This is a genomic window from Psychrobacter sp. bablab_jr014, assembly GCF_016464015.1.
Lineage (GTDB): Bacteria > Pseudomonadota > Gammaproteobacteria > Pseudomonadales > Moraxellaceae > Psychrobacter.
On sequence record NZ_JACDXT010000025.1, the window covers coordinates 1 to 18986 of the forward strand.

Genomic DNA, 18986 nt, shown 5'->3' on the forward strand with positions numbered 1-18986 from the left:
CTTAATCGAGAACTTCTTCTGTAAGCTGAAAGATTTCAAGAAAATTGCCATGCGTGCTGAAAAAACGGATGAGTCGTTTGCTGCTAATATCTATTTAGCAGCGACGATTATCCATTTACGGTAATTGTCAACACACCCTAGCGTTATTGCGAGCAAATACTGATGTAAATAATAAGGTAAGTAGCAAAGTAAGTAGTAATAAATAATGCTAAACCAAGGATTTAGCGTCTATGTTAAAAAGGCTATTTAGTAAGATTGAAAAAGCCAACGTCCTATTATCAAAGGACGTTGGCTTTTTAATGGGTAGAAATGATGTGGAATTTATCTACATTTAAACGATTAATTTAGCGCGGTTAAGGTTTGCTCAAACGCTGCGCGCCCGATTTCACCCACTTGCTGATTGACCAATTGCCCGTCTTGATAATACAGCAATGCTGGCGGACCAAATAGTTTATAACGCGCTAAGATTGCTTTTGAATCAGCCGTAGTCTCCGTGATATCAAGTCTGACCAATTGCCAATCTTGCATTTGCGCAGGGCGATTATGAAATAAGTTTTTCTCCATAGTCCGGCATGCAATACACCATTCGGCGGTGACATCGACCAGCACTTTAGGATTGGCGGCGACAATGGCATCTAACTCAGCCAGCGTCGTGACCGTCTTATCGGTTGCATTACTGGTGGCTGGTTGACCAGCAGTTGTCTGCAGCACCGGAACCGCAGTTAGGGAGGCAAGCGGATGTAAACTATCATCATTACCCAATGCGGCGCCGACGATTAAACACGTCGCCCAAATACCAGCGATTAAGCCTAGCGCTTGGGTCAGCATCCGACCTTTGCCTAGCCAGCTCCACGCCCACATCGCCACGACCATAAACCACAGCGCCCAAACCATCAGCATCACAGGCGAGATAAAGACGCGCTCAATTAATAACAATGCCACGGCAAAAAGCAACAAAGCAAAGCCCTGCTTGACCCAATTCATCCACTCACCCGCTTTTGGCATGATTTTACCTTGGGTCGCGCCGATTAAAATAAGCGGCGCTGATAAACCAAAACCGAGCATAAATAAAGCCGCAAAGCCAAGTAATGGACTTCCAATCGTTGATACAGCAAGCAGCGCCCCAAATAAGGGTGCCGAAACACAAGGCGATACCACGAGCGCCGATAAGAATCCCGCAATTAAACTGCCGCCCGTACTACCAAGCTTGCTATCCCCCGCTTGGCTTAGACCCTGCATTTTACTACTGATAAATCTCGGCAGACGAATGCTAAATACGCCCAACATATAAAGGGCTAATAAGACAAAAACGATGGCAAACCCAATTAAAATAATCGGATTTTGTAGCCAACCGATAATGCCTAACGATTCGCCAAATACCGCAATGACCGCGCCTAAAATACCATAAGCGATGGCAACACCAATAGCGTAGCTGGTCGTTAAAATGACACCTTTTTTAACTGTTGGGTTTTGCTGGCGAGCGACGATATTGGCGACAATCGGTAGCATCGGTAATACGCATGGCGTCAATGCCAAGCCTAATCCTGCCAAAAATAATAACACCAATGCCAACCACGGATGCGAGGCTAAGCCAAAAGGGTCGCTATCAATCGTGTTATCACCAACAACGGTATTGCTTGTTGCAGCAGCATTATTTATGACAGCGTCATTGTTCGCTGCTTCACTTGTGACATTATCGCCTACCACTTCTTCATCGGCTCCAGAGATGGTATTGATTGCACCAAGCTCTGCATCTAACGCTTCGTCATCTAACAATGCATAATCAATCACCTCGTCATCTGGCGTAGTTTGCTCTGTAGCAAGACTATTGGTAACTGTCCCATCTGTAGAGGCTTGCGCAGTTTCTACATTGCTGTTATTGCTCGCAGAAACTGTAGCAGTACTACTTGAACTATTGGCTGCCGATTGTGACGCAGCAGCGATATTGACCGTGGTTTTTATTTTCTCCGGTGGATAGCATAGACCCGCTTTGGCACAGCCTTGCCAACCTATTGTCACGGCGGCATTATTTATCGCCTTGCCATTACTACTACTCAAAATGGTAGTAGCAACCATATTGGCTTGGTCAAATACCAATACTTGCCCAAAGGTCGGATCATCAATGGAGACTGGCTTTTGGCTAAAGGTAAAAGGTGCGGCACTCACGCCAGCAGGCAGCGTTAGCTTAATTTGGTCTTTATAAACATAGTGCTCAGGCGTAATGTCAAAGTTAATGGCTAAGCGCGTGCCATTATTGGTCGGTTTGCTGCTACTGCTAACTTGAAACGCTTCGTTAACGGGCAAAAATTTCGGTTGGGTCGCGCTTTTATCACTGCTAAATAAATCGCCCAATCCTGCCGCTTGCGATGCCACTGGCACGGCCGTCAGCCCAGTCGCTGCTAGCCCTGTCAATAATGAACCCGCGCTGAAAGCGAACGCCAACAGATAAGATTTTTTCGACGATTTATTTTGCGTTAATGACGGAGACTTTTCTGCGCTCTTAAGGGACATGAAGGGCTACCTATTATTTCCAATATTCGAATTGACCAATTCACTGTCTGTATGGACTTGTCTATTTACAACCCCAGTTCGGGATAAGCCACATTGTAACTCATGAGCTATGCTGAAGAAACCGTAGAGATAAACTTGGTAAACTAAGCGTATTAATCGGAGTTTATCATGACCAAGAAAGTAAGAACCTACAGTGACGAATTTAAAGCCGAGGCCGTCAAGAAGATATCAGACAATAATGGCAATATCTCAGCCACTGCAAAGCAGCTTGGCATTGCCATGCAAACGCTATCAAATTGGCATAACAAAGCCAATCAAGGCAAGCTTGTCGGCACAGAGCAATACGATCCTGATCTTATGAGTGCTCTTCAAGAAATAAAGCAGCTCAAGCGGCAGCTCAAAGTGGCTGAAGAGGAACGCGAAATACTAAATGAGGAGGGATAAAGCGAAGCACTGCTTCGCCCCGACGCAAGGGGAGAGCTATGCTCGAGTTGGCGACGGCGTACTTCGCGAGAAACAGCTAGTCAGGTACGCCTTTATCAAAGACAACCAGTTCCTCTTTCGCATCACCACTATGTGCCGTGTGTTAAGGGTTAAGCCATCAAGCTATTACGACTGGCTAAGTCGTGATCTCAGCGACCAACAGATACATCGCAACCAGTCTGAATTACTGGTTAAAGCGGCTCACAATGAAACGAAAGAACGTTATGGCGCAGATCGACTGCATGCTCATCTAAGCGAGCAAGGCCATAACATTAGCCTGTATATGGTAAGAAGCATCAAAGAGCAACACGGCATTAAATGTCGTCGTCATAAGCGCTTTAAAGTCACCACCGACTCCAATCACAACAAGCTGGTCTATCCAAACGTACTGGATCAGAAGTTTGATGCTAAGCGCCCTAACGAGTCGTGGGTCAGCGACATCACCTATATCTGGACGAATGAGGGTTGGCTGTACTTAGCAGGGGTCAAAGACTTATACACCAAAGAGCTTGTCGGTTACGCTATTAACAAGCGTATGACCGCAGATTTAGTTTGCAAAGCACTAAATATGGCCATCAAGAGTAAACGTCCAAGCAAAGGGCTAATCGTTCATTCAGACAGAGGCAGTCAGTATTGCAGTCACGCCTACCACAAGACCATTAAGCAGCATCAATTTATAGGCTCAATGAGCGGCAAAGGCAACTGTTTCGATAACGCTCCGATAGAAAGCTTCTGGGGCACATTAAAGAATGAGCTGGTATATCATCAAGACTATAAAACAAGGTTCACAGCCATCAATGATATTATCAGTTATATCGAGCTGTACTACAATCAGACGAGGATTCAAAAGGGTTTGGGCTATCAATCGCCAAGACAGGTGTGGTTTGATTATTATCGTCAAGCTGCGTAATTAAAATCTCCCAAGTTTATGTATACGGATTTGACGGCAGGGGTCAATAGTTTAAAACTTTTATATTTACGTGCGTTAGGACGTTACCTAGAAAAAATAAAAAACTTACACTGATTAAATTATTATGATTAAGTTTACTATTACCCTCGTCTTCTAAGTGTGGTTAGACCTTTGCCAAAATAGCTTAGTAGTAATAACAAGGTTATTATTATCAAGATAGGATAATTTCCCATAAGCATAAAGGGCGTGTTACCAACCCGTGCCTGTATCTCACCACGTAGTACAGTACGCTCAAACTGCGGTGCGCGTTTTACAATACGACCTTTATGGTTAATGATAGCGGTAACACCAGTATTGGTCGCTCGAATAAACCAGCGCCCGTTCTCAAGAGCGCGCATCTGTACCATTTGCAAATGTTGCAATGGTCCTGCTGAAGTGCCAAACCAAGCATCGTTGGAGACGGTTAATAAAAAGTCAGTATCGATTGCATTTTTACGCGTAGTGTCTGGATAAGCTACCTCATAACAGATAGCTGTCCCTATATTATGTCCACGTACCTGTAGCGGTGACTGCTGATCACTACCACGACTATAGCTCTTAATATCCTGACTACCAGCCAAATTTGGGAAAATATCGAGCAAACCTTCAAATGGAATATACTCTCCAAAAGGCACTAGACGCTGCTTCTTATATAGGCCTTCCGCTTCTATACCTCGAGCAATCACGCTATTATAAAATGGGGGATACTTATCAGTCCTTGCATTGAATGCCGCTTGATCCTTATAAGGGATACCAGTTATCCATGTCGTATTGGTCGCATTGGCTATTTCTATCATTTCACTAATAAAGCCTGCAGCCTCATCTTGAAACATTGGAATAGACGATTCAGGCCACACCACAACATCACGTCCCCATTCAGTACGCGTTAACTTTGCATAAATCTTTAGGGTTTCTACTTGATATTGAGTCAGCCACTTTATATCTTGTGAAATATTACCTTGAATCAATGACACTGACAGATCAGGTGTGCCCTTAGGTTTTGTCCATTGCGGATTGATTAGCCATAGTGATGTGCTAATAGCTAATGACAGTATAGAAACGACGATATAACTACTGCGCCGAAGCAGTAGCTCTACTAAACTTGCAGCCAATAGTATGGCAACAAAAGAGACGGCAAAAACACCAGCAACAGGTGCTAAGGACGATAACCAATACTCCTCAGTAAAAGCATAACCAACAAACAGCCACGGAAAGCCTGTGAATAACCAAGTTTTTAACCATTCTTGTAGCACCCAAAGAGCAGCAAATGAAAAGGGTTGTTTGTCTACCATACGGTTAAAGACTAATGCTAAAAATCCATGAAACAGTCCCATACCGAGACCCATCAATGCAATCATAATCAATGCGAGCCACGTTGGAGTATCGCTATAATCATGGATGGCAGTATATAGCCAAAAGCCGCCGACGCACCATAATCCCATACCGTAAGCTTCACCAATAATGAAAGCGCGGCGACCACTCATACTTGGCACCAACAGCGCATATAAAATCGCTGGTGATACTATTGCTAGCGGCCAAAATCCATAAGGCGCTAGCGCAAGTAAGAAAATAGCTCCTGCAAGCCATGCTGCTGCTAGCGTAAACCATAGCGGTAATTGATTTGAGCGAGTGCTCAAACGCTTTTTTAGACTAACAGTAGACAGACGCATCGCAAATTATCCAAAATTATAAGCCTTGAATTTTTAATTAAAATCCAAAACTCAAATAGTACCGTTATTACTACAGGCAGTATTTTAAAATAAAAACCGCTCATGATACCAGTCTGCACTGCTCAATGGATAAATTTACGTACCCTGTTTGATAGGTTATTATGCTACATTATCAAATGATATGAAGTGTTACGTGGCCTTCTCTGGCTCACACTATTTACAATATATGAGAGAGCACTATGACCCTCTTGAAAATAAAATCCAGTCTTATATTCAATCGTCATCTGTCTAAGAGGTTACGTAGTACATTGGTGTTATTTGTCGCCTCATCATTATTTGCTTGTAGTCAACCAAGTAGTGGCGTATCTGATGCAAGCACAATATCGATATCAACTGAAGATGTAGTGGCTGTTCCAAAGACAGCTGAACCAAACGTTACAAGTGCTCCTTTGATGACATCAGTGAGTAAACCAGGCCTACTAAAAAACGTCTCAGCCACTGTCTATAAAGATGCCAATTGCGGCTGCTGTAAAGAATGGATAAGTCATGCAGAAGATAATGGTCTAAGTGCAACCGCGCAAGATGTTGCGGACTTAGCCGTATTTAAAGAGCGCTACAGCGTCCCAACTGAGATGCGTTCTTGCCATACTGTAGTCACTACTGATGGTTACGTCTTTGAAGGTCATGTACCCGCTAAATATATAGCGCAATTTTTAGAGAATCCGCCGGTACAAGCTATGGGTCTTGCTGTACCTGGCATGCCTGTTGGTAGCCCAGGTATGGAGTATCAAAATAAATTTATGCCCTATCAGGTTATACAGCTCAATAAAGACGGCACGACCCAAGTTTATGCTAATATTGAATCGATAGAGCAGCAATTATAATGTGTTAGCAGTTAACAATAGTTTGATTACAGTGTTAGCGTTAAAAGTAAATGAGGCAGGTATAAGACTGTTCTATTGCTTATAAATTGATTCTTCATCTAAAATTTCACTAGTCATTGAGACTTTATAGGTAAAAATAGCTTTGAATTTGTAACTTTTGATGACAATGTAAGCCGATTTATTGATTATTTACTCTTAAGACGGATAAAAAATTAAGGAATAATACAAGAATATACAGGATGTATCGAAACAATTACGTAATATTACATAAGCTAGTAGGGAATTAAAATCTATATTGACACTATAAATTATTATATTATCTTAATAATTAGTTAAACCCTATATAGCATAATTACTTCAATCCAATAAAAAAACGTCTGATGGTTAAATCTAAATTATAGATTTAACCATCAGACGTTTTTTTTGCTTATAAAACAGTAGAAATTGTTGTCAATTTAGTCAGCTATACTCTATGTATGTTACACAAAATTACATAGAAAAATAGGTTTTTTCAATGCTCTTTTTATCATAAAGAGAGTTATTTTGTGATTTTCAACAGTGGTGACATGTTTTATAGCTTGTGCTAAAGTCGGCTTTGTGTTTTGGTCAACCGCTTGATTTTCAATAGCTTCACATGGCTTTAACAAGGTTGCCAGCGCTCCTGATCACACTTTAGATAAGCATTTTGCAACATAAGTATTACTCACTACGACGCGTATATGCTTGAGTTGTTGAAATTTAATTGACTGCGCTGTTATTGATAACAGCCTATTTTGAATTAACCGTAGGTATTAGATTTATGAAACAGGCTTTATTGATTTTGTCAGTACTGGGTATGGGCATAGCACAAACGAGTGGTGCTGCTATCACAATCTCTCAAACAAATAATACCATCACCAATACTTCTGTGGCATCAAACTACGGTTCATCAAAAAACATCTATAGCACCAAAAGTGGTGCTTATGTTTCTAATAATGATGAAATTAGTCAAGCAATTAGCAACCTAAGTGCGCAGGCCAAGCAAAAAGAGAATCAGCTTTCATCATTAAACAGCCGCTTATACGCTGAAAAACAACAGCAGCAAGTCAATACAGTTCCTGACAGCAATTCAGCCCCCGCTATCGCTGCTGCTCGCGCCTCAAAAGTGGCTTTATCTGGCAGCTCTGGATATTGTGCCCGTTACGTACGTAAAGCACTACAATCAGCTGGTTATGAATTTACACCCAATCCTTCAGCCTATCAGTACGCCACTCGTGGCACGCTTGAGAAAGCAGGTTTCAGCAAAATCAGCAATGATATGCCAACCCAAGTAGGTGATGTTATTGTCTATGATCGCTCATCAAAGCGTCCACATGGCCATATTCAAATTTTCGATGGTACAAATTGGATTTCTGACTTCCGTCAGAACAGTATCAGCCCATACAGTGGTGTCTATGCTTATACGACATGGCGCGATTCAAAATACGTGGATGACGCATCCGCATCAGATCGTAATATCCACCTTGCTATGAATGATAAATAAGACTTTCTAAGTCAGCACAACATAGTTGTTATTTCCTCCAACCCAGTAGTGATCTTAATATCATTGCTGGGTTTTTTTGTGCTTAACATCAGGGCGTATTTAACCTTTCATGATTTGATCCGTCAGAAATGAACACTACTGATATCATTACTCATGACAGGAGTTATCGACAAGCGCGTTTAAAATGCCACATGATGACGCTGGTGCACTACTTGCACATTTCTGGCGCAAAACGGTCAAGTGATGCTTTAAGTGCATCAGTTCTTCCATTCGTATTTCCACAGCATGAATGTGCTCATCTAGCAAGTTATTCACATCGCCGCAGTCCTTGTCAGGCGACTCCCAGTATTCAAGTAAGATTCGCACATCATCTAAAGCCATATCGAGCGTACGGCAATGTAGGATAAATTGTAGACGCTCAATGTGCTCTTCATTATATAAACGATAATTCCCTTCGCTACGAAAAGGCTCGGGTAATAAGTGCTCCTTTTCGTAATAGCGAATGGTTTCTACTGTGGCACCTGTGCGTTTAGCGAGCTCACCAATTTTGATTGTCATAACAACCTCTATGATTTAAATAATTAAAGTGGCTGTAAAGACTAGCGCTAGAGAAATTAAAATTACGAAACTGTAGATAAATAACCTTGACTCTAAAGCCACTAGAGGGTTCATAATATCATTATTCAAAGGGTAAATTATTATGAAATATCATATTGAAGGTATGGACTGTGCCAGTTGCATCGGCAAGATTGAAACAGCTTTGAAACGTATGCCTGGGGTTTCTGATGTTGAGCTAAATTTTGCTACAGAAACGCTAGAGCTAAGCTTGGCCCCTGATGCGCCGACTCAGGCTAGTGATATTGAAAAAACCATCAAAAGCCTAGGGTTCGGTATATCTGCCAATACTGGTCAACAAACTGTATCGGCTATTGATATTGACAGCGACAATCAGATGGCTCCGCAGGATAAGCGGTGGTGGCAAACTCAAAAAGGCAAACAGGTTGTTGGTCTCGGTATTTTGATGGGCAGCGCTTATGCACTGTCACTACTGTTCCCCGCTTATGGGATATGGGTGTTTGCCATCGCTGTGATTGTAGGCGTTTTTCCATTTGCACGCAAAGCCTTAGCACTGGCTAAAACAGGTTCATTCTTTTCAATTGAAACGCTGATGTCCGTCGCCGTGCTTGGCGCACTTATCATTGGTGAAGCTGAAGAGGCCGCAGCGGTTGTCTTTTTGTTCTCAATCGGTGAACTGTTTGAGAGTATCGCTGCTGATCGCGCTCGCGCTGGCATCAGAGCCTTATCATCGCTGGTTCCGAAAAGTGCGATTTTACTTGATGCTCAAGGTGGGCAGCGTAACGTTCCAGCGACTTCATTACAAGTGAATGACCTTGTGCTGGTGCGTCCTGGAGATAGGGTATCTGCTGATGGTTCCATTGTTCAAGGTGCGTCCAGCCTTGATGATTCGCCCGTGACGGGAGAGTCTGTTCCTGTTGCCAAGACGATGGGTGACAATGTATTTGCAGGGTCAATTAACATCGATGGTGTGCTCCAAGTGCGCGTAGAAAAGACAGCCGCCGATAACACCATTTCGCGCATTATTGAGCTGGTAGAGCAAGCCCAAGCCTCCAAAGCACCCACTGCCCGTTTTATTGAGAAATTCAGTCGCTATTACACACCGGCAGTGATGGCTATTGCCGCACTAATTATTATCATTCCACCGTTAGCCATGGGTGGAGATTGGTCGACTTGGTTGTATCGCGGTCTAGCACTGTTGCTGATTGCCTGTCCCTGTGCTCTTGTACTATCAACACCCGCTGCCATCGCCTCTGGTCTTGCTGTTGGTGCGCGCCGTGGCTTGCTGATCAAAGGCGGTAGTGCTTTAGAAACTATCGGCCAAGTGAAGACGGTCGCTTTTGACAAGACAGGCACTTTAACTGAAGGCAAACCACGCGTGACCGATGTTGTTGCCTTTACACAAGAGGACTCAAGTATTCAAGGTCAGAATTCTCAAGGTAAAGATAAGGTATTGGCGCTCTTTGCCAGTGTGGAGACAGGTTCTAGTCACCCGCTTGCTGAAGCTATTGTCAGTCATGCCAAAGCCGCCAAAGTTGTCATACCTGTGGCTTCTAAAGCTTCTGCTACTGCGGGTAAAGCGGTACACGCAACTATCGCTGGGCGCGCGCTAGCTATCGGTTCGCCTGTTTATGCCGCAGATGAGGCATCAATTTCAGCCGAGCAACAGGCACAAATCGAGGCGCTGCAAAATGAGGGCAAGACCGTCTCAGTTCTTTTCGATGAGCAAAGTCGAGAAGTGCTTGGATTGGTCGCACTAAGAGACGAGTTACGAGACGACGCTCATGAAGGTGTGGCTCAACTTAAAGCGATGGGTGTGCGCTCCGTCATGCTAACAGGCGACAACCGCTTAACCGCTCAAGCACTTGCCAGTAATTTAGACGTGGAATGGGAAGCTGAGCTGTTGCCTGAGGACAAACTGCGCTTGCTTAACGAGATGAAGAATAACAGCAAAATAGCGATGGTGGGTGATGGTATTAACGATGCGCCAGCACTAGCAACCGCTGATGTTGGCATCGCGATGGGTGGTGGTACCGATGTGGCCATTGAGACGGCCGATATCGCATTATTAAAAAGTCGTGTTACAGACATGGCCCATCTGATTGCACTTTCGCGTGCCACCATGCGCAACATTCATCAGAACGTCATTTTCGCTTTAGGTCTCAAAGGCGTCTTTCTGATCACGACCGTATTCGGCATTACTGGACTATGGATTGCGGTTCTAGCTGATGCTGGAGCAACAGTGCTCGTTACTCTCAATGCGTTACGTTTACTGCGCTTTAAAGGCGCGCCTCCACTGGTAACTCCGCCTAAAGTAGTTAAATAAAACCCTTCGAAATCAATTAAAAACTAGAGATAGCAGCAGATTTCGGGGGTGGGTTCTAATAATAAAAATTCCACCGCTACAGTAAACTGCAACCGCATTAGAGTAAATAAGGTTAGACCGTATGTTGATTACAGAATTGGGCTATTTTGCCTTGCTTACCGCTTTTGTATTGGCGTTATTGCAGGTAATTCTGCCAACTATTGGTGTTATTCGTAACCAAGTTGCTTGGCAACGACTAGCCCCTAGCTTAGCTTGGGCACAGTTTGCCGCCATGATAACGTCATTTGGCGCTTTGATAGCAGGTTTTTATTATAATGATTTTAGCCTCAGTTACGTCGCGCAGCATTCCAATACGCTGTTGCCTTGGTACTATAAGTTATCGGCGACATGGGGCGGACACGAGGGCTCTTTGCTGCTATGGATGACCATCATGGCCACATGGTGTGCACTGGTATCATACTTTAGTCGCGGCTTGCCGTTATCAATGCGTGCGCGGGTATTAGTTATTTTGGCCGGTGTACAGTTAATGATGCTAACAATGCTGATATTTACCTCGTCACCGTTTGAGCGTACCTTACCCAATCTAGCGGTCGATGGCGCTGATTTAAATCCTGTCCTACAAGATTTCGGTCTGATTATTCATCCGCCCATGTTATATATGGGCTATGTGGGTATGGTAGTGCCTTTTGCATTTTGTATGGCGGCATTGTGGGAAGGGCGTTTAGATGCTGCTTGGACACGCTGGTCACGTCCATGGGCGCTCGCGGCTTGGGGATTTTTGACCATTGGTATTGCACTGGGCTCGTGGTGGGCCTACTACGAGCTTGGCTGGGGCGGTTGGTGGTTTTGGGATCCGGTAGAGAACGCCTCGTTTATGCCTTGGCTTGTCGGCTTAGCATTGCTGCATTCATTAGCAGTCACTGAAAAGCGCGGGGTGTTTAAAGCATGGACCATCATGCTGGCTATTTTCGCCTTTGCCTTAAGCTTGCTTGGCACGTTCCTGGTACGCTCTGGAGTCCTTACCTCAGTGCATTCGTTTGCCGCTGATCCGACGCGTGGTTTGGTCATCTTAGCTATTCTTGGCATTATCATCGGTAGTGGTCTATTAATGTTTGCCGTTCGCGGTTGGCGTTTAACCGTTGAAAGTCAATATCAGCTGATTTCACGTGAGTCCTTTTTAGTGATCAATAACGCCATCATTTTGATTGCAACCTTAGTGGTGCTGCTCGGCACCCTCTATCCTATTATCGCTGATGCCTTTAGTCTCGGTCAGGTATCTGTAGGGCCTCCATACTTCAATGCGCTGTTTGTGCCTTTGACATGGCTGTTGTTAATCGCTATGGGTATGGGCTCTAATATTCGCTGGAAACAAGATAAGCGTCCGTTACTAGGGGTGGGTATCGCCATTGCCGCTAGTAGTATCGTATTGGCTGCTATTATCGCCTACTTTACCAGTCCATCTGCTATGTTCAATATTGGCGTGACTTTAGCGGTGAGCTTTTGGGTACTGCTATGGATGATCGTTGACTTTAGAGACAAAACCAAGAACGCCCCTAATTTCTTTAAAGGTCTGCGTCAGCTGCGTCTTAGCTATTGGGGTCAACAGACTGCTCATATTGGCGTATTGGTTGCTGTCATTGGCATAGCCTTTACTAGTAGCCTGAGTATTGAGCGTGACGTAGCAATGGGTATTGGCGATACAGTCAATGTTCAAGGTTACGATTTTGAAGTAACTGAATTTTTTGAAATAAAGGGTAGTAACTTTGATGCAACGCAAGCGCAAGTGGTGGTATCCAAAGACGGTCGTGAAGTGGCGAAACTGACTCCAGAAAAGCGTACTTATATTATCAGCACGATGCCAACAACTGAAGCTGCTATTGACCCCAGTCTTATGCGCGATGTTTATGTCGCACTGGGCGAACCTATTGCCGATGGTAGTAACCAATGGGCATTAAGGATTTATGTAAAACCATTAATTCGCTGGATTTGGTTAGGGGCAATTATCATGGCTCTAGGTGGATTAATTAGTATGCTTGATAAACGATACCGCATCAAAAAAATTAAAGCTCCGTTGCTAGTTACTGGTAGTTTGGCTACTTATGGAGTCAATGAGGTAGCTATTGAGCAGGCAATCTCAGTATCGACGATGTCGACACTAAAGGAGAAATAAATGACTATGTCGAATAATACTCCTGAGCAAAAAGATAGCCAAAACAGTAAGCAGCGTAACCCAAAGACAATGAAAAAAAAGCAGACGAAGCTATGGTTCTTAATTCCGCTTATCCTCTTTTTTGGTTTGGTAGTTATATTGTACATGCGCTTAGGTAAACCAACAGACATTGTGACCAATACCGCTCTTGAGCGTCCGGTTCCTACCTTTGAGCTGCCGTTATTAGCAGATACTACCCGTACTATCACCAATGATAATTTGCCGGATAAGCCGTTTTTACTTAATGTTTGGGGCTCATGGTGCCCAACTTGCGTTATTGAGCATCCGTTTTTAATGCAACTAGAAGAGCGCGGCGTTGATATCGTTGGTGTGAATTATAAGGATGAGATTGGTAATGCGCTCAGTTACTTAAACCGAGGCGGTGATCCATTTTCTATGTCTATTCAGGATTCATTGGGTCAGTTTGCTCTAGACTTAGGCATAACTGGTGCGCCCGAAACCTTTGTTGTGGATGGAGATGGCATCATTCGTCAGCATATTGTTGGTGAGATTAATGAAGCCAATTGGCAACAGCGTGTTAAGCCGTGCCTGACAGTACTTAATAAGGCTAATAAGAACAACGATAGTCCTGATCTCATTCAGGTTGAGGAGATGTGCAAATGAACGTTACTCGAATAAGAGCTCCTCAACTAAAACCCAATATAGTTTTAAAACTAGCAAGCTTAATACTAGCGTGTCTGCTTAACATGACGGCAAACGCAGCTATTGACGTATACGATTTTGACTCACCACAGCAAGAAGCTCAGTATCGTGGATTAATAGAAGAGTTTCGCTGCCCAAAATGCCAAAATCAAAACCTTGCAGCCTCTGATGCACCGATTGCACAGGATCTAAAGCAAAAAGTCTATGATTTAATTAAAGATAGACGTAGTGATGCTGAAATACGCGTCTATATGCAAGAGCGCTACGGTGACTTTATTAGCTACAAGCCGCCTATGCGACCATCAACATGGATCCTATGGTTTTTTCCACCACTATTATTGCTCGTCTTAATTATTGGTTGGTTTTGGCAAAGTAAGCGTCGCCAAGTTGTTGCCCGTGGTCAAAGCGGCGTCACAGTGAACAGTACTGCTGCCTTGACCTCTACGGAAAAGGCTGAGCTTGATCGTCTATTATCGCAAGCTGAGAGTGTCGACCACGACATTACTAGCCTAGAGGACAAAAAATGACTCTATTTTCTACTTTTGGCTTATTTGTAACTCTAAGCTTGCTGATTGCTCTTATATTTGCGCTGATTGCTATTATGCCATGGCTACGAGCACCGCGTTTGCAGTCCAAACCAATAGACAATCAACTGCTAGATATTAATGTTGCAGTATTTCGCGAACGTTTAGCTGAGCTACAAACAGATAAAGACAGCGGTACTATTAATAATAGCCATTATCAAAATCAAAAGCTGGAACTGGAGCGTCAGCTATTAGATGTGCAGCGTCAGATAACACCTATGGTCACCCCTGATGTCAAAAGCCGTTTAATTGTCGCAGCTTGGATCCCAATATTGGCTGCAATGGCGTATTTACTAATAGGCAATCGTACGCCCGTGTTTGATTTGTGGACAGCTGAGGACAAAGTAGGACAAGTGGCTGACGACCTATTGACAGCTAAAATTGACAAGCCGCCATCATGGGCGTTTGAAGATGGTCGTCAACTGATTAGCGCCATGCAAACCAATGTTCATCGTAATGCTGATGATCCTAATCGCTGGATGCGCCTATCCGAGCTTTTCTTATCTATGGAGGCAACTGATTCTGCGCTGGAAGCCTTATCTCGTGCCTATCGTTTAGCTCCTGAAAATGAAGAAATCGCCACCACTTATGCTCAGACTAGCTTTTTCGTTAATGAAGGTCAGTTAGACGCCAATATTCGCCGTGTATTACAAGCTATATTAGCTAAGAATCCGCAGCATGAACGGGCTCAAATGCTCATGGCAATGGGTGAGACTCGTAGTAGTAACTTTGCCCAAGCGCAAGGTTGGATTAAACGCTTACAAGGCAGCATTGTGGCCAAACCAGGTGATCATACTAAAGCTTTAGCAAGCTTAGATGAGTTAAGCAACTACGTTAGCACGCAAGAAAAGCAAGCGCTAGAAGGTATTGACGTGACAGTGAAAATTAACGCTAATTTATTACCGTTAGTGAAAGCTGATGATGTGTTGTTTGTTGCGATACGTGACGTTAAAGGAGGTCCACCGTTTGCCGCCAAACGTTTACCCATTAGTATTATCAAGCAAGGTGAGGCTAGTATCCGCTTAAGCAATCTTGATGCGATGATGCCAGATCGCACGTTAAATTCAGCTCGTAGTGACAAAACTCAGTTAGCAGTCGTTGCTCGTATTAGTCATAGCGGTAATGCCATAGCAGAGTCAGGCGACTTATCGGGTAATCCTATAGTGATTAGCGCTGAACAGACTCAGGTTAATGTTGAAATCAATCAACAGATTCCCTAATAAAAAATTATTACCGTAAGTTTCATAACACCAGAGCGGTAAGTGGAGCCGTTTATAAAAGTGGCGCGATTAATAGTCGTATACCAAAAACATATACGTTTAACATTGTTCATTGTATAAACACAGATAAAGAAAACAACTATGACTGAATCTACCGACAGATTAGATAGTACTAAATTGAATAGCGTTGAATCGGCTAGTACTAATATTGCTGACAATAAAGTACCTATAGCTGTGAGTAGTACTCATCAATCGATTGACTCTAAAACCATGAATCATACGCCTAAAGCTATGTACGTGACTTCAGGCAACTCGATAACACCTAAAGGTAAGTTGGATAAAATGCCAAAAATGGTTGCCAATGGCAGTCGCGCTTTTATCTGGTATTTGTTGGCGATAATGGTGTTAATACTTGATCAATGGACTAAGTGGTTGGCCCAAACCAAATTAGCGTTCAATGACCCCGTACCGGTCATTGAACCATTTCTCAACTGGACACTCGCTTATAACTATGGGGCAGCATTTAGCTTTTTAGCCGATGCTGGAGGTTGGCAAAAGTGGTTTTTCTCAGGTATAGCATTGATAATGGCTATTTTTTTGACGGTTTATTTAATCAAAGCGCCACGCAAAGCTAAGCTATTATCTATGGGTTTAGCATTAGTCCTTGGCGGCGCGATTGGTAACCTAACCGATCGTTTAAGACTCGGTAAAGTGGTTGATTTTATCCATGTGCATTATGCTGATGTCTGGAATTATCCTATTTTTAATGTTGCAGATATAGGTGTCTGTGTCGGTGTCGCATTGATTATAATTGACATGATATTTTTAGAAAGTAAGCGTAATAAATAAGCACATTGATGCCGATTATCACGAACAAAATGAACTAGCGTCGTAGTCACTCTATACGGAAAAATACTGTTTATACTTGAGTATGTTTATAAAATGTGAACTGGAAGGTAATGTATGACTGGTATAGGTACTCACTCATTTTAGGTCTTAAAACTCAATACTTAAAAGCTCTGCGTAGAGCCATTATTATAGAGACATTGAATAATCCATAAATTCTTTATTGATAATAACAAAAGGAAAATACAGTGTCACAGACTCAGCCAACTATTGAAAAAATTCACAGCCTTAGAAAAAAAACAAGAGACAGCGTTAAAAAGTCTTACCCTTATATAGTCGATACACTCTAAAAATGTCATAGCACTACTGGGATGAATTTTGCGCAGCCTCTGGGAACGCAGCACGCAAGTAAAATTTATACCAGTAGCGCGTTTAAATCCATAACATTTTTACATTCAGCTGACTATAGACTATTAATTGATTAAGAGACCTGTTTTGATAGTGCCCCTCGGGTATAGCTTTTGAAACCATTTTTCTTTATATTGTCACTTAGACAGGCTGGGCATTTGATGTATAGTGTCATTTGCATTTCACTATTTATCAATTTCTCAGCCTGTTTTTTTTCAGCCTACTTTTTGAACCACCACCCGGATATAAATGTAGCTATGAATAAAACAACTTTTAAAATATCGAAGATGGACTGCCCTTCGGAGGAAAACCTAATCCGAATGAAATTAGAGGGCCACTCGAATATTGAACATCTTGAGTTCGACATTCCTAACCGTCAATTAACTGTGTTTCATCATGACAATATAGAAGGGATAGAGACTGCTATTCATGACCTAAAATTAGGAGACACCCTACTCTCGACCGAAACCATTGACCCCTCTGATCCCAACAATAATTTTAAAATTGATGCTGACTCTAGTCACAAAAAAGATGCTGAGCAAAGAAAGCTACTATGGATAGTGCTGGTCATTAACTTTGCTTTCTTTATTATTGAAATGAGCACGGGACTGATTTCTCGTTCGATGGGGTTGGTCGCCGACAGCTTAGATATGTTAGCAGATAGCTTAGTGTACGGAATTAGCTTATTTGCGGTCGGTGGAACGGTCATTAAGAAAAAACGGATTGCTAGAATTGCCGGATATTTTCAAATTACGCTAGCGATTCTTGGTTTTTTAGAAGTACTAAGACGTTTCTTTGGCAATGAGCAGTTACCTGACTTTTCTACCATGATAGTCATATCGATTCTTGCGCTAATTGCAAACTTGATTTGCCTCTATTTACTACAAAAATCGAAAAGCAAAGAAGGAGAAGCCCATATGCAAGCCAGTATGATTTTCACTTCAAACGATGTGATTATCAATTTAGGGGTAATTGTTGCAGGGATTTTGGTTAATTGGTTACACTCTAGTACGCCTGATTTGATTATTGGTAGCATCGTATTTGCTTTAGTTATTCAGGGCGCCTTTAGAATATTGAAGTTGAGTAAGTAGCCAAGCCTAATAACTGAAGCAAATAGCTCAAGTAAGTAGCTTAATTAAACCGCTAAGTGTAAAGTAACTGGGTTTGAAGCAAATAAACATCATAAGGATATGAGACCTCAAGCAATGATTGAACAAACTTTAAATCTAGTCACCACCAAAGACCATCAGCAAGTTGCCGTTTGGCGAATAATAGATGATGAAGTCTTTGATAAGAATCTGGTGGTGGTCAACTAATTTAGGACACTAATAAAATTCAAACCTACATCGCCATTACTTATAACCCTGAGTCGAGAACGGATAATAATTATAAGCGTTGGGGCAACTTTTATGACCGCCAAGATCTGTTAGTAGGTGACGAGTTATGTCAGGTGGTTAATTTTCAGAGACCTTCCTAAATTTTGTGTAAGTATTTAATCTAAACGTCAGTTACACAGAATCTGGGATGGTCTCTTCAAGTCCTCACTAGCGCACCGATCATAGATAGAATATCTATGGTAAGTACATCATGAAGTACACTGTGGCTATCTCAGCAAGTTGAAACCTTAATACCATTAGCTCACAGCCAAAGATTCAAGTCCTCACTAGGGGACCGAACCAGTGAAGGCACCTGATTGATTCGCCATAGGTATACTCAATAAAATTCAGAGGAGCAATAGACACTTTAAGAACAACATGCGTTCCTGCGTCATTTAGTATTTTTAACTTTTTACGCCTGTAGGCTCCAACTGTAAATCCTCGATCTTAGGTTGTTATTAGTAAGGCAGAGGCATACCTTATCTATTAGCTCTATCTGAAAAATTTAGTAGATAGTAACATATTAGACCTCTTGCAAAAGTACCGTTTTATTGACCTTCGTTAACGGAGTATCAAAGGCTAGCAATGACTTATGCAAGAGATCTATTATATCTTATACCTCTGCACACGACAAAAAAATCATCCCCACCCGATTTTCATAGGTTTAGGGGTTAAAAAGCTAACTAACTGTCGAAATACATTCTTATCATTGTTAAAGAACACCAAGTGAAGGCCCTCAATCAACACATCCAGGCCAAG

The 18986-nt window shown here is 42.6% G+C and carries 13 protein-coding genes and 2 pseudogenes; 11 read left to right on the forward strand and 4 right to left on the reverse strand.

Translation table 11 applies throughout. The features are described 5' to 3' along the window. Positions 1-339: 339 nt before the first annotated feature. Complete coding sequence (gene dsbD / locus JIE71_RS07170) at positions 340-2511, reverse strand: protein-disulfide reductase DsbD (RefSeq protein ID WP_199508059.1); 2172 nt, start codon at positions 2509-2511, stop codon at positions 340-342. 168 nt (positions 2512-2679) lie between these two features. Here dsbD and JIE71_RS07175 point away from each other — a divergent pair. After that, positions 2680-3904: pseudogene (locus JIE71_RS07175) on the forward strand (IS3 family transposase). Between the two features lie 140 nt (positions 3905-4044). Here JIE71_RS07175 and lnt read toward each other — a convergent pair. Next, on the reverse strand, positions 4045-5613 hold the full coding sequence (lnt, locus tag JIE71_RS07180; protein WP_199508060.1) for an apolipoprotein N-acyltransferase: 1569 nt from the start codon (positions 5611-5613) through the stop codon (positions 4045-4047). A 239-nt stretch (positions 5614-5852) separates the two neighbouring features. Here lnt and JIE71_RS07185 point away from each other — a divergent pair, with 239 nt between their 5' ends. Both JIE71_RS07185 and JIE71_RS07190 read left to right on the forward strand, forming a co-directional pair. After that, positions 5853-6497, forward strand: coding sequence for a DUF411 domain-containing protein (locus tag JIE71_RS07185; RefSeq protein ID WP_199508061.1), 645 nt, complete (start codon positions 5853-5855; stop codon positions 6495-6497). Positions 6498-7296: 799 nt separating this feature from the next. Next, on the forward strand, positions 7297-8019 hold the full coding sequence (locus tag JIE71_RS07190) for a CHAP domain-containing protein (protein WP_199508062.1): 723 nt from the start codon (positions 7297-7299) through the stop codon (positions 8017-8019). Between the two features lie 147 nt (positions 8020-8166). Here JIE71_RS07190 and cadR read toward each other — a convergent pair whose 3' ends face one another. After that, positions 8167-8577, reverse strand: coding sequence for a Cd(II)/Pb(II)-responsive transcriptional regulator (gene cadR / locus JIE71_RS07195; RefSeq protein WP_025643920.1), 411 nt, complete (start codon positions 8575-8577; stop codon positions 8167-8169). 142 nt (positions 8578-8719) lie between these two features. Between cadR and JIE71_RS07200 the strand changes: the two genes are divergently transcribed. From JIE71_RS07200 to lspA, 6 genes are all read left to right on the forward strand, one after another. Continuing rightward, positions 8720-10921, forward strand: a complete 2202-nt coding sequence (locus tag JIE71_RS07200) for a heavy metal translocating P-type ATPase (RefSeq protein WP_093071132.1) — start codon at positions 8720-8722, stop codon at positions 10919-10921. A 121-nt stretch (positions 10922-11042) separates the two neighbouring features. Further along, entirely contained in the window at positions 11043-13091 is a 2049-nt protein-coding gene (locus tag JIE71_RS07205) for a heme lyase CcmF/NrfE family subunit (RefSeq protein ID WP_025643925.1), read from the forward strand. Then, a complete protein-coding gene (locus tag JIE71_RS07210; RefSeq protein ID WP_011513682.1) occupies positions 13092-13754 on the forward strand; it encodes a DsbE family thiol:disulfide interchange protein in 663 nt (220 codons plus the stop codon). It abuts the gene before it with no gap. An 83-nt stretch (positions 13755-13837) separates the two neighbouring features. Continuing rightward, positions 13838-14320 carry a cytochrome c-type biogenesis protein gene (locus JIE71_RS07215; RefSeq protein WP_020443538.1) on the forward strand — a complete coding sequence of 161 codons (483 nt, stop codon included), beginning with the start codon at positions 13838-13840 and terminating at the stop codon, positions 14318-14320. After that, a complete protein-coding gene (ccmI, locus tag JIE71_RS07220; protein WP_025643930.1) occupies positions 14317-15597 on the forward strand; it encodes a c-type cytochrome biogenesis protein CcmI in 1281 nt (426 codons plus the stop codon). The genes JIE71_RS07215 and ccmI overlap by 4 nt, the downstream gene beginning before the upstream one ends. A 141-nt stretch (positions 15598-15738) precedes the next feature. After that, a complete protein-coding gene (gene lspA, locus JIE71_RS07225; protein ID WP_199508063.1) occupies positions 15739-16446 on the forward strand; it encodes a signal peptidase II in 708 nt (235 codons plus the stop codon). 511 nt (positions 16447-16957) lie between these two features. Here lspA and JIE71_RS07230 read toward each other — a convergent pair. Next, positions 16958-17032: pseudogene (locus JIE71_RS07230) on the reverse strand (IS1 family transposase); the annotation flags it as partial. Between the two features lie 76 nt (positions 17033-17108). On the opposite strand from JIE71_RS07230, the gene JIE71_RS07235 reads away from it, so the two are divergent. Both JIE71_RS07235 and JIE71_RS12500 read left to right on the forward strand, forming a co-directional pair. Further along, positions 17109-17942 (forward strand): cation transporter, encoded by an 834-nt coding sequence (locus JIE71_RS07235; protein WP_199508064.1) that lies wholly within the window; start codon positions 17109-17111, stop codon positions 17940-17942. A gap of 99 nt (positions 17943-18041) precedes the next feature. Further along, a complete protein-coding gene (locus JIE71_RS12500) occupies positions 18042-18167 on the forward strand; it encodes a hypothetical protein (protein ID WP_256713876.1) in 126 nt (41 codons plus the stop codon). Positions 18168-18986: the final 819 nt, after the last annotated feature.

Coding starts and splice junctions, on each gene's coding strand:
- dsbD (WP_199508059.1), bottom strand. CDS start 2,511: ATGTCCCTTAAGAGCGCAGAAAAGTCTCCGTCATTAACGCAAAATAAA.
- lnt (WP_199508060.1), bottom strand. CDS start 5,613: ATGCGTCTGTCTACTGTTAGTCTAAAAAAGCGTTTGAGCACTCGCTCA.
- JIE71_RS07185 (WP_199508061.1), top strand. CDS start 5,853: ATGACCCTCTTGAAAATAAAATCCAGTCTTATATTCAATCGTCATCTG.
- JIE71_RS07190 (WP_199508062.1), top strand. CDS start 7,297: ATGAAACAGGCTTTATTGATTTTGTCAGTACTGGGTATGGGCATAGCA.
- cadR (WP_025643920.1), bottom strand. CDS start 8,577: ATGACAATCAAAATTGGTGAGCTCGCTAAACGCACAGGTGCCACAGTA.
- JIE71_RS07200 (WP_093071132.1), top strand. CDS start 8,720: ATGAAATATCATATTGAAGGTATGGACTGTGCCAGTTGCATCGGCAAG.
- JIE71_RS07205 (WP_025643925.1), top strand. CDS start 11,043: ATGTTGATTACAGAATTGGGCTATTTTGCCTTGCTTACCGCTTTTGTA.
- JIE71_RS07210 (WP_011513682.1), top strand. CDS start 13,092: ATGACTATGTCGAATAATACTCCTGAGCAAAAAGATAGCCAAAACAGT.
- JIE71_RS07215 (WP_020443538.1), top strand. CDS start 13,838: ATGACGGCAAACGCAGCTATTGACGTATACGATTTTGACTCACCACAG.
- ccmI (WP_025643930.1), top strand. CDS start 14,317: ATGACTCTATTTTCTACTTTTGGCTTATTTGTAACTCTAAGCTTGCTG.
- lspA (WP_199508063.1), top strand. CDS start 15,739: ATGACTGAATCTACCGACAGATTAGATAGTACTAAATTGAATAGCGTT.
- JIE71_RS07235 (WP_199508064.1), top strand. CDS start 17,109: ATGAATAAAACAACTTTTAAAATATCGAAGATGGACTGCCCTTCGGAG.
- JIE71_RS12500 (WP_256713876.1), top strand. CDS start 18,042: ATGAGACCTCAAGCAATGATTGAACAAACTTTAAATCTAGTCACCACC.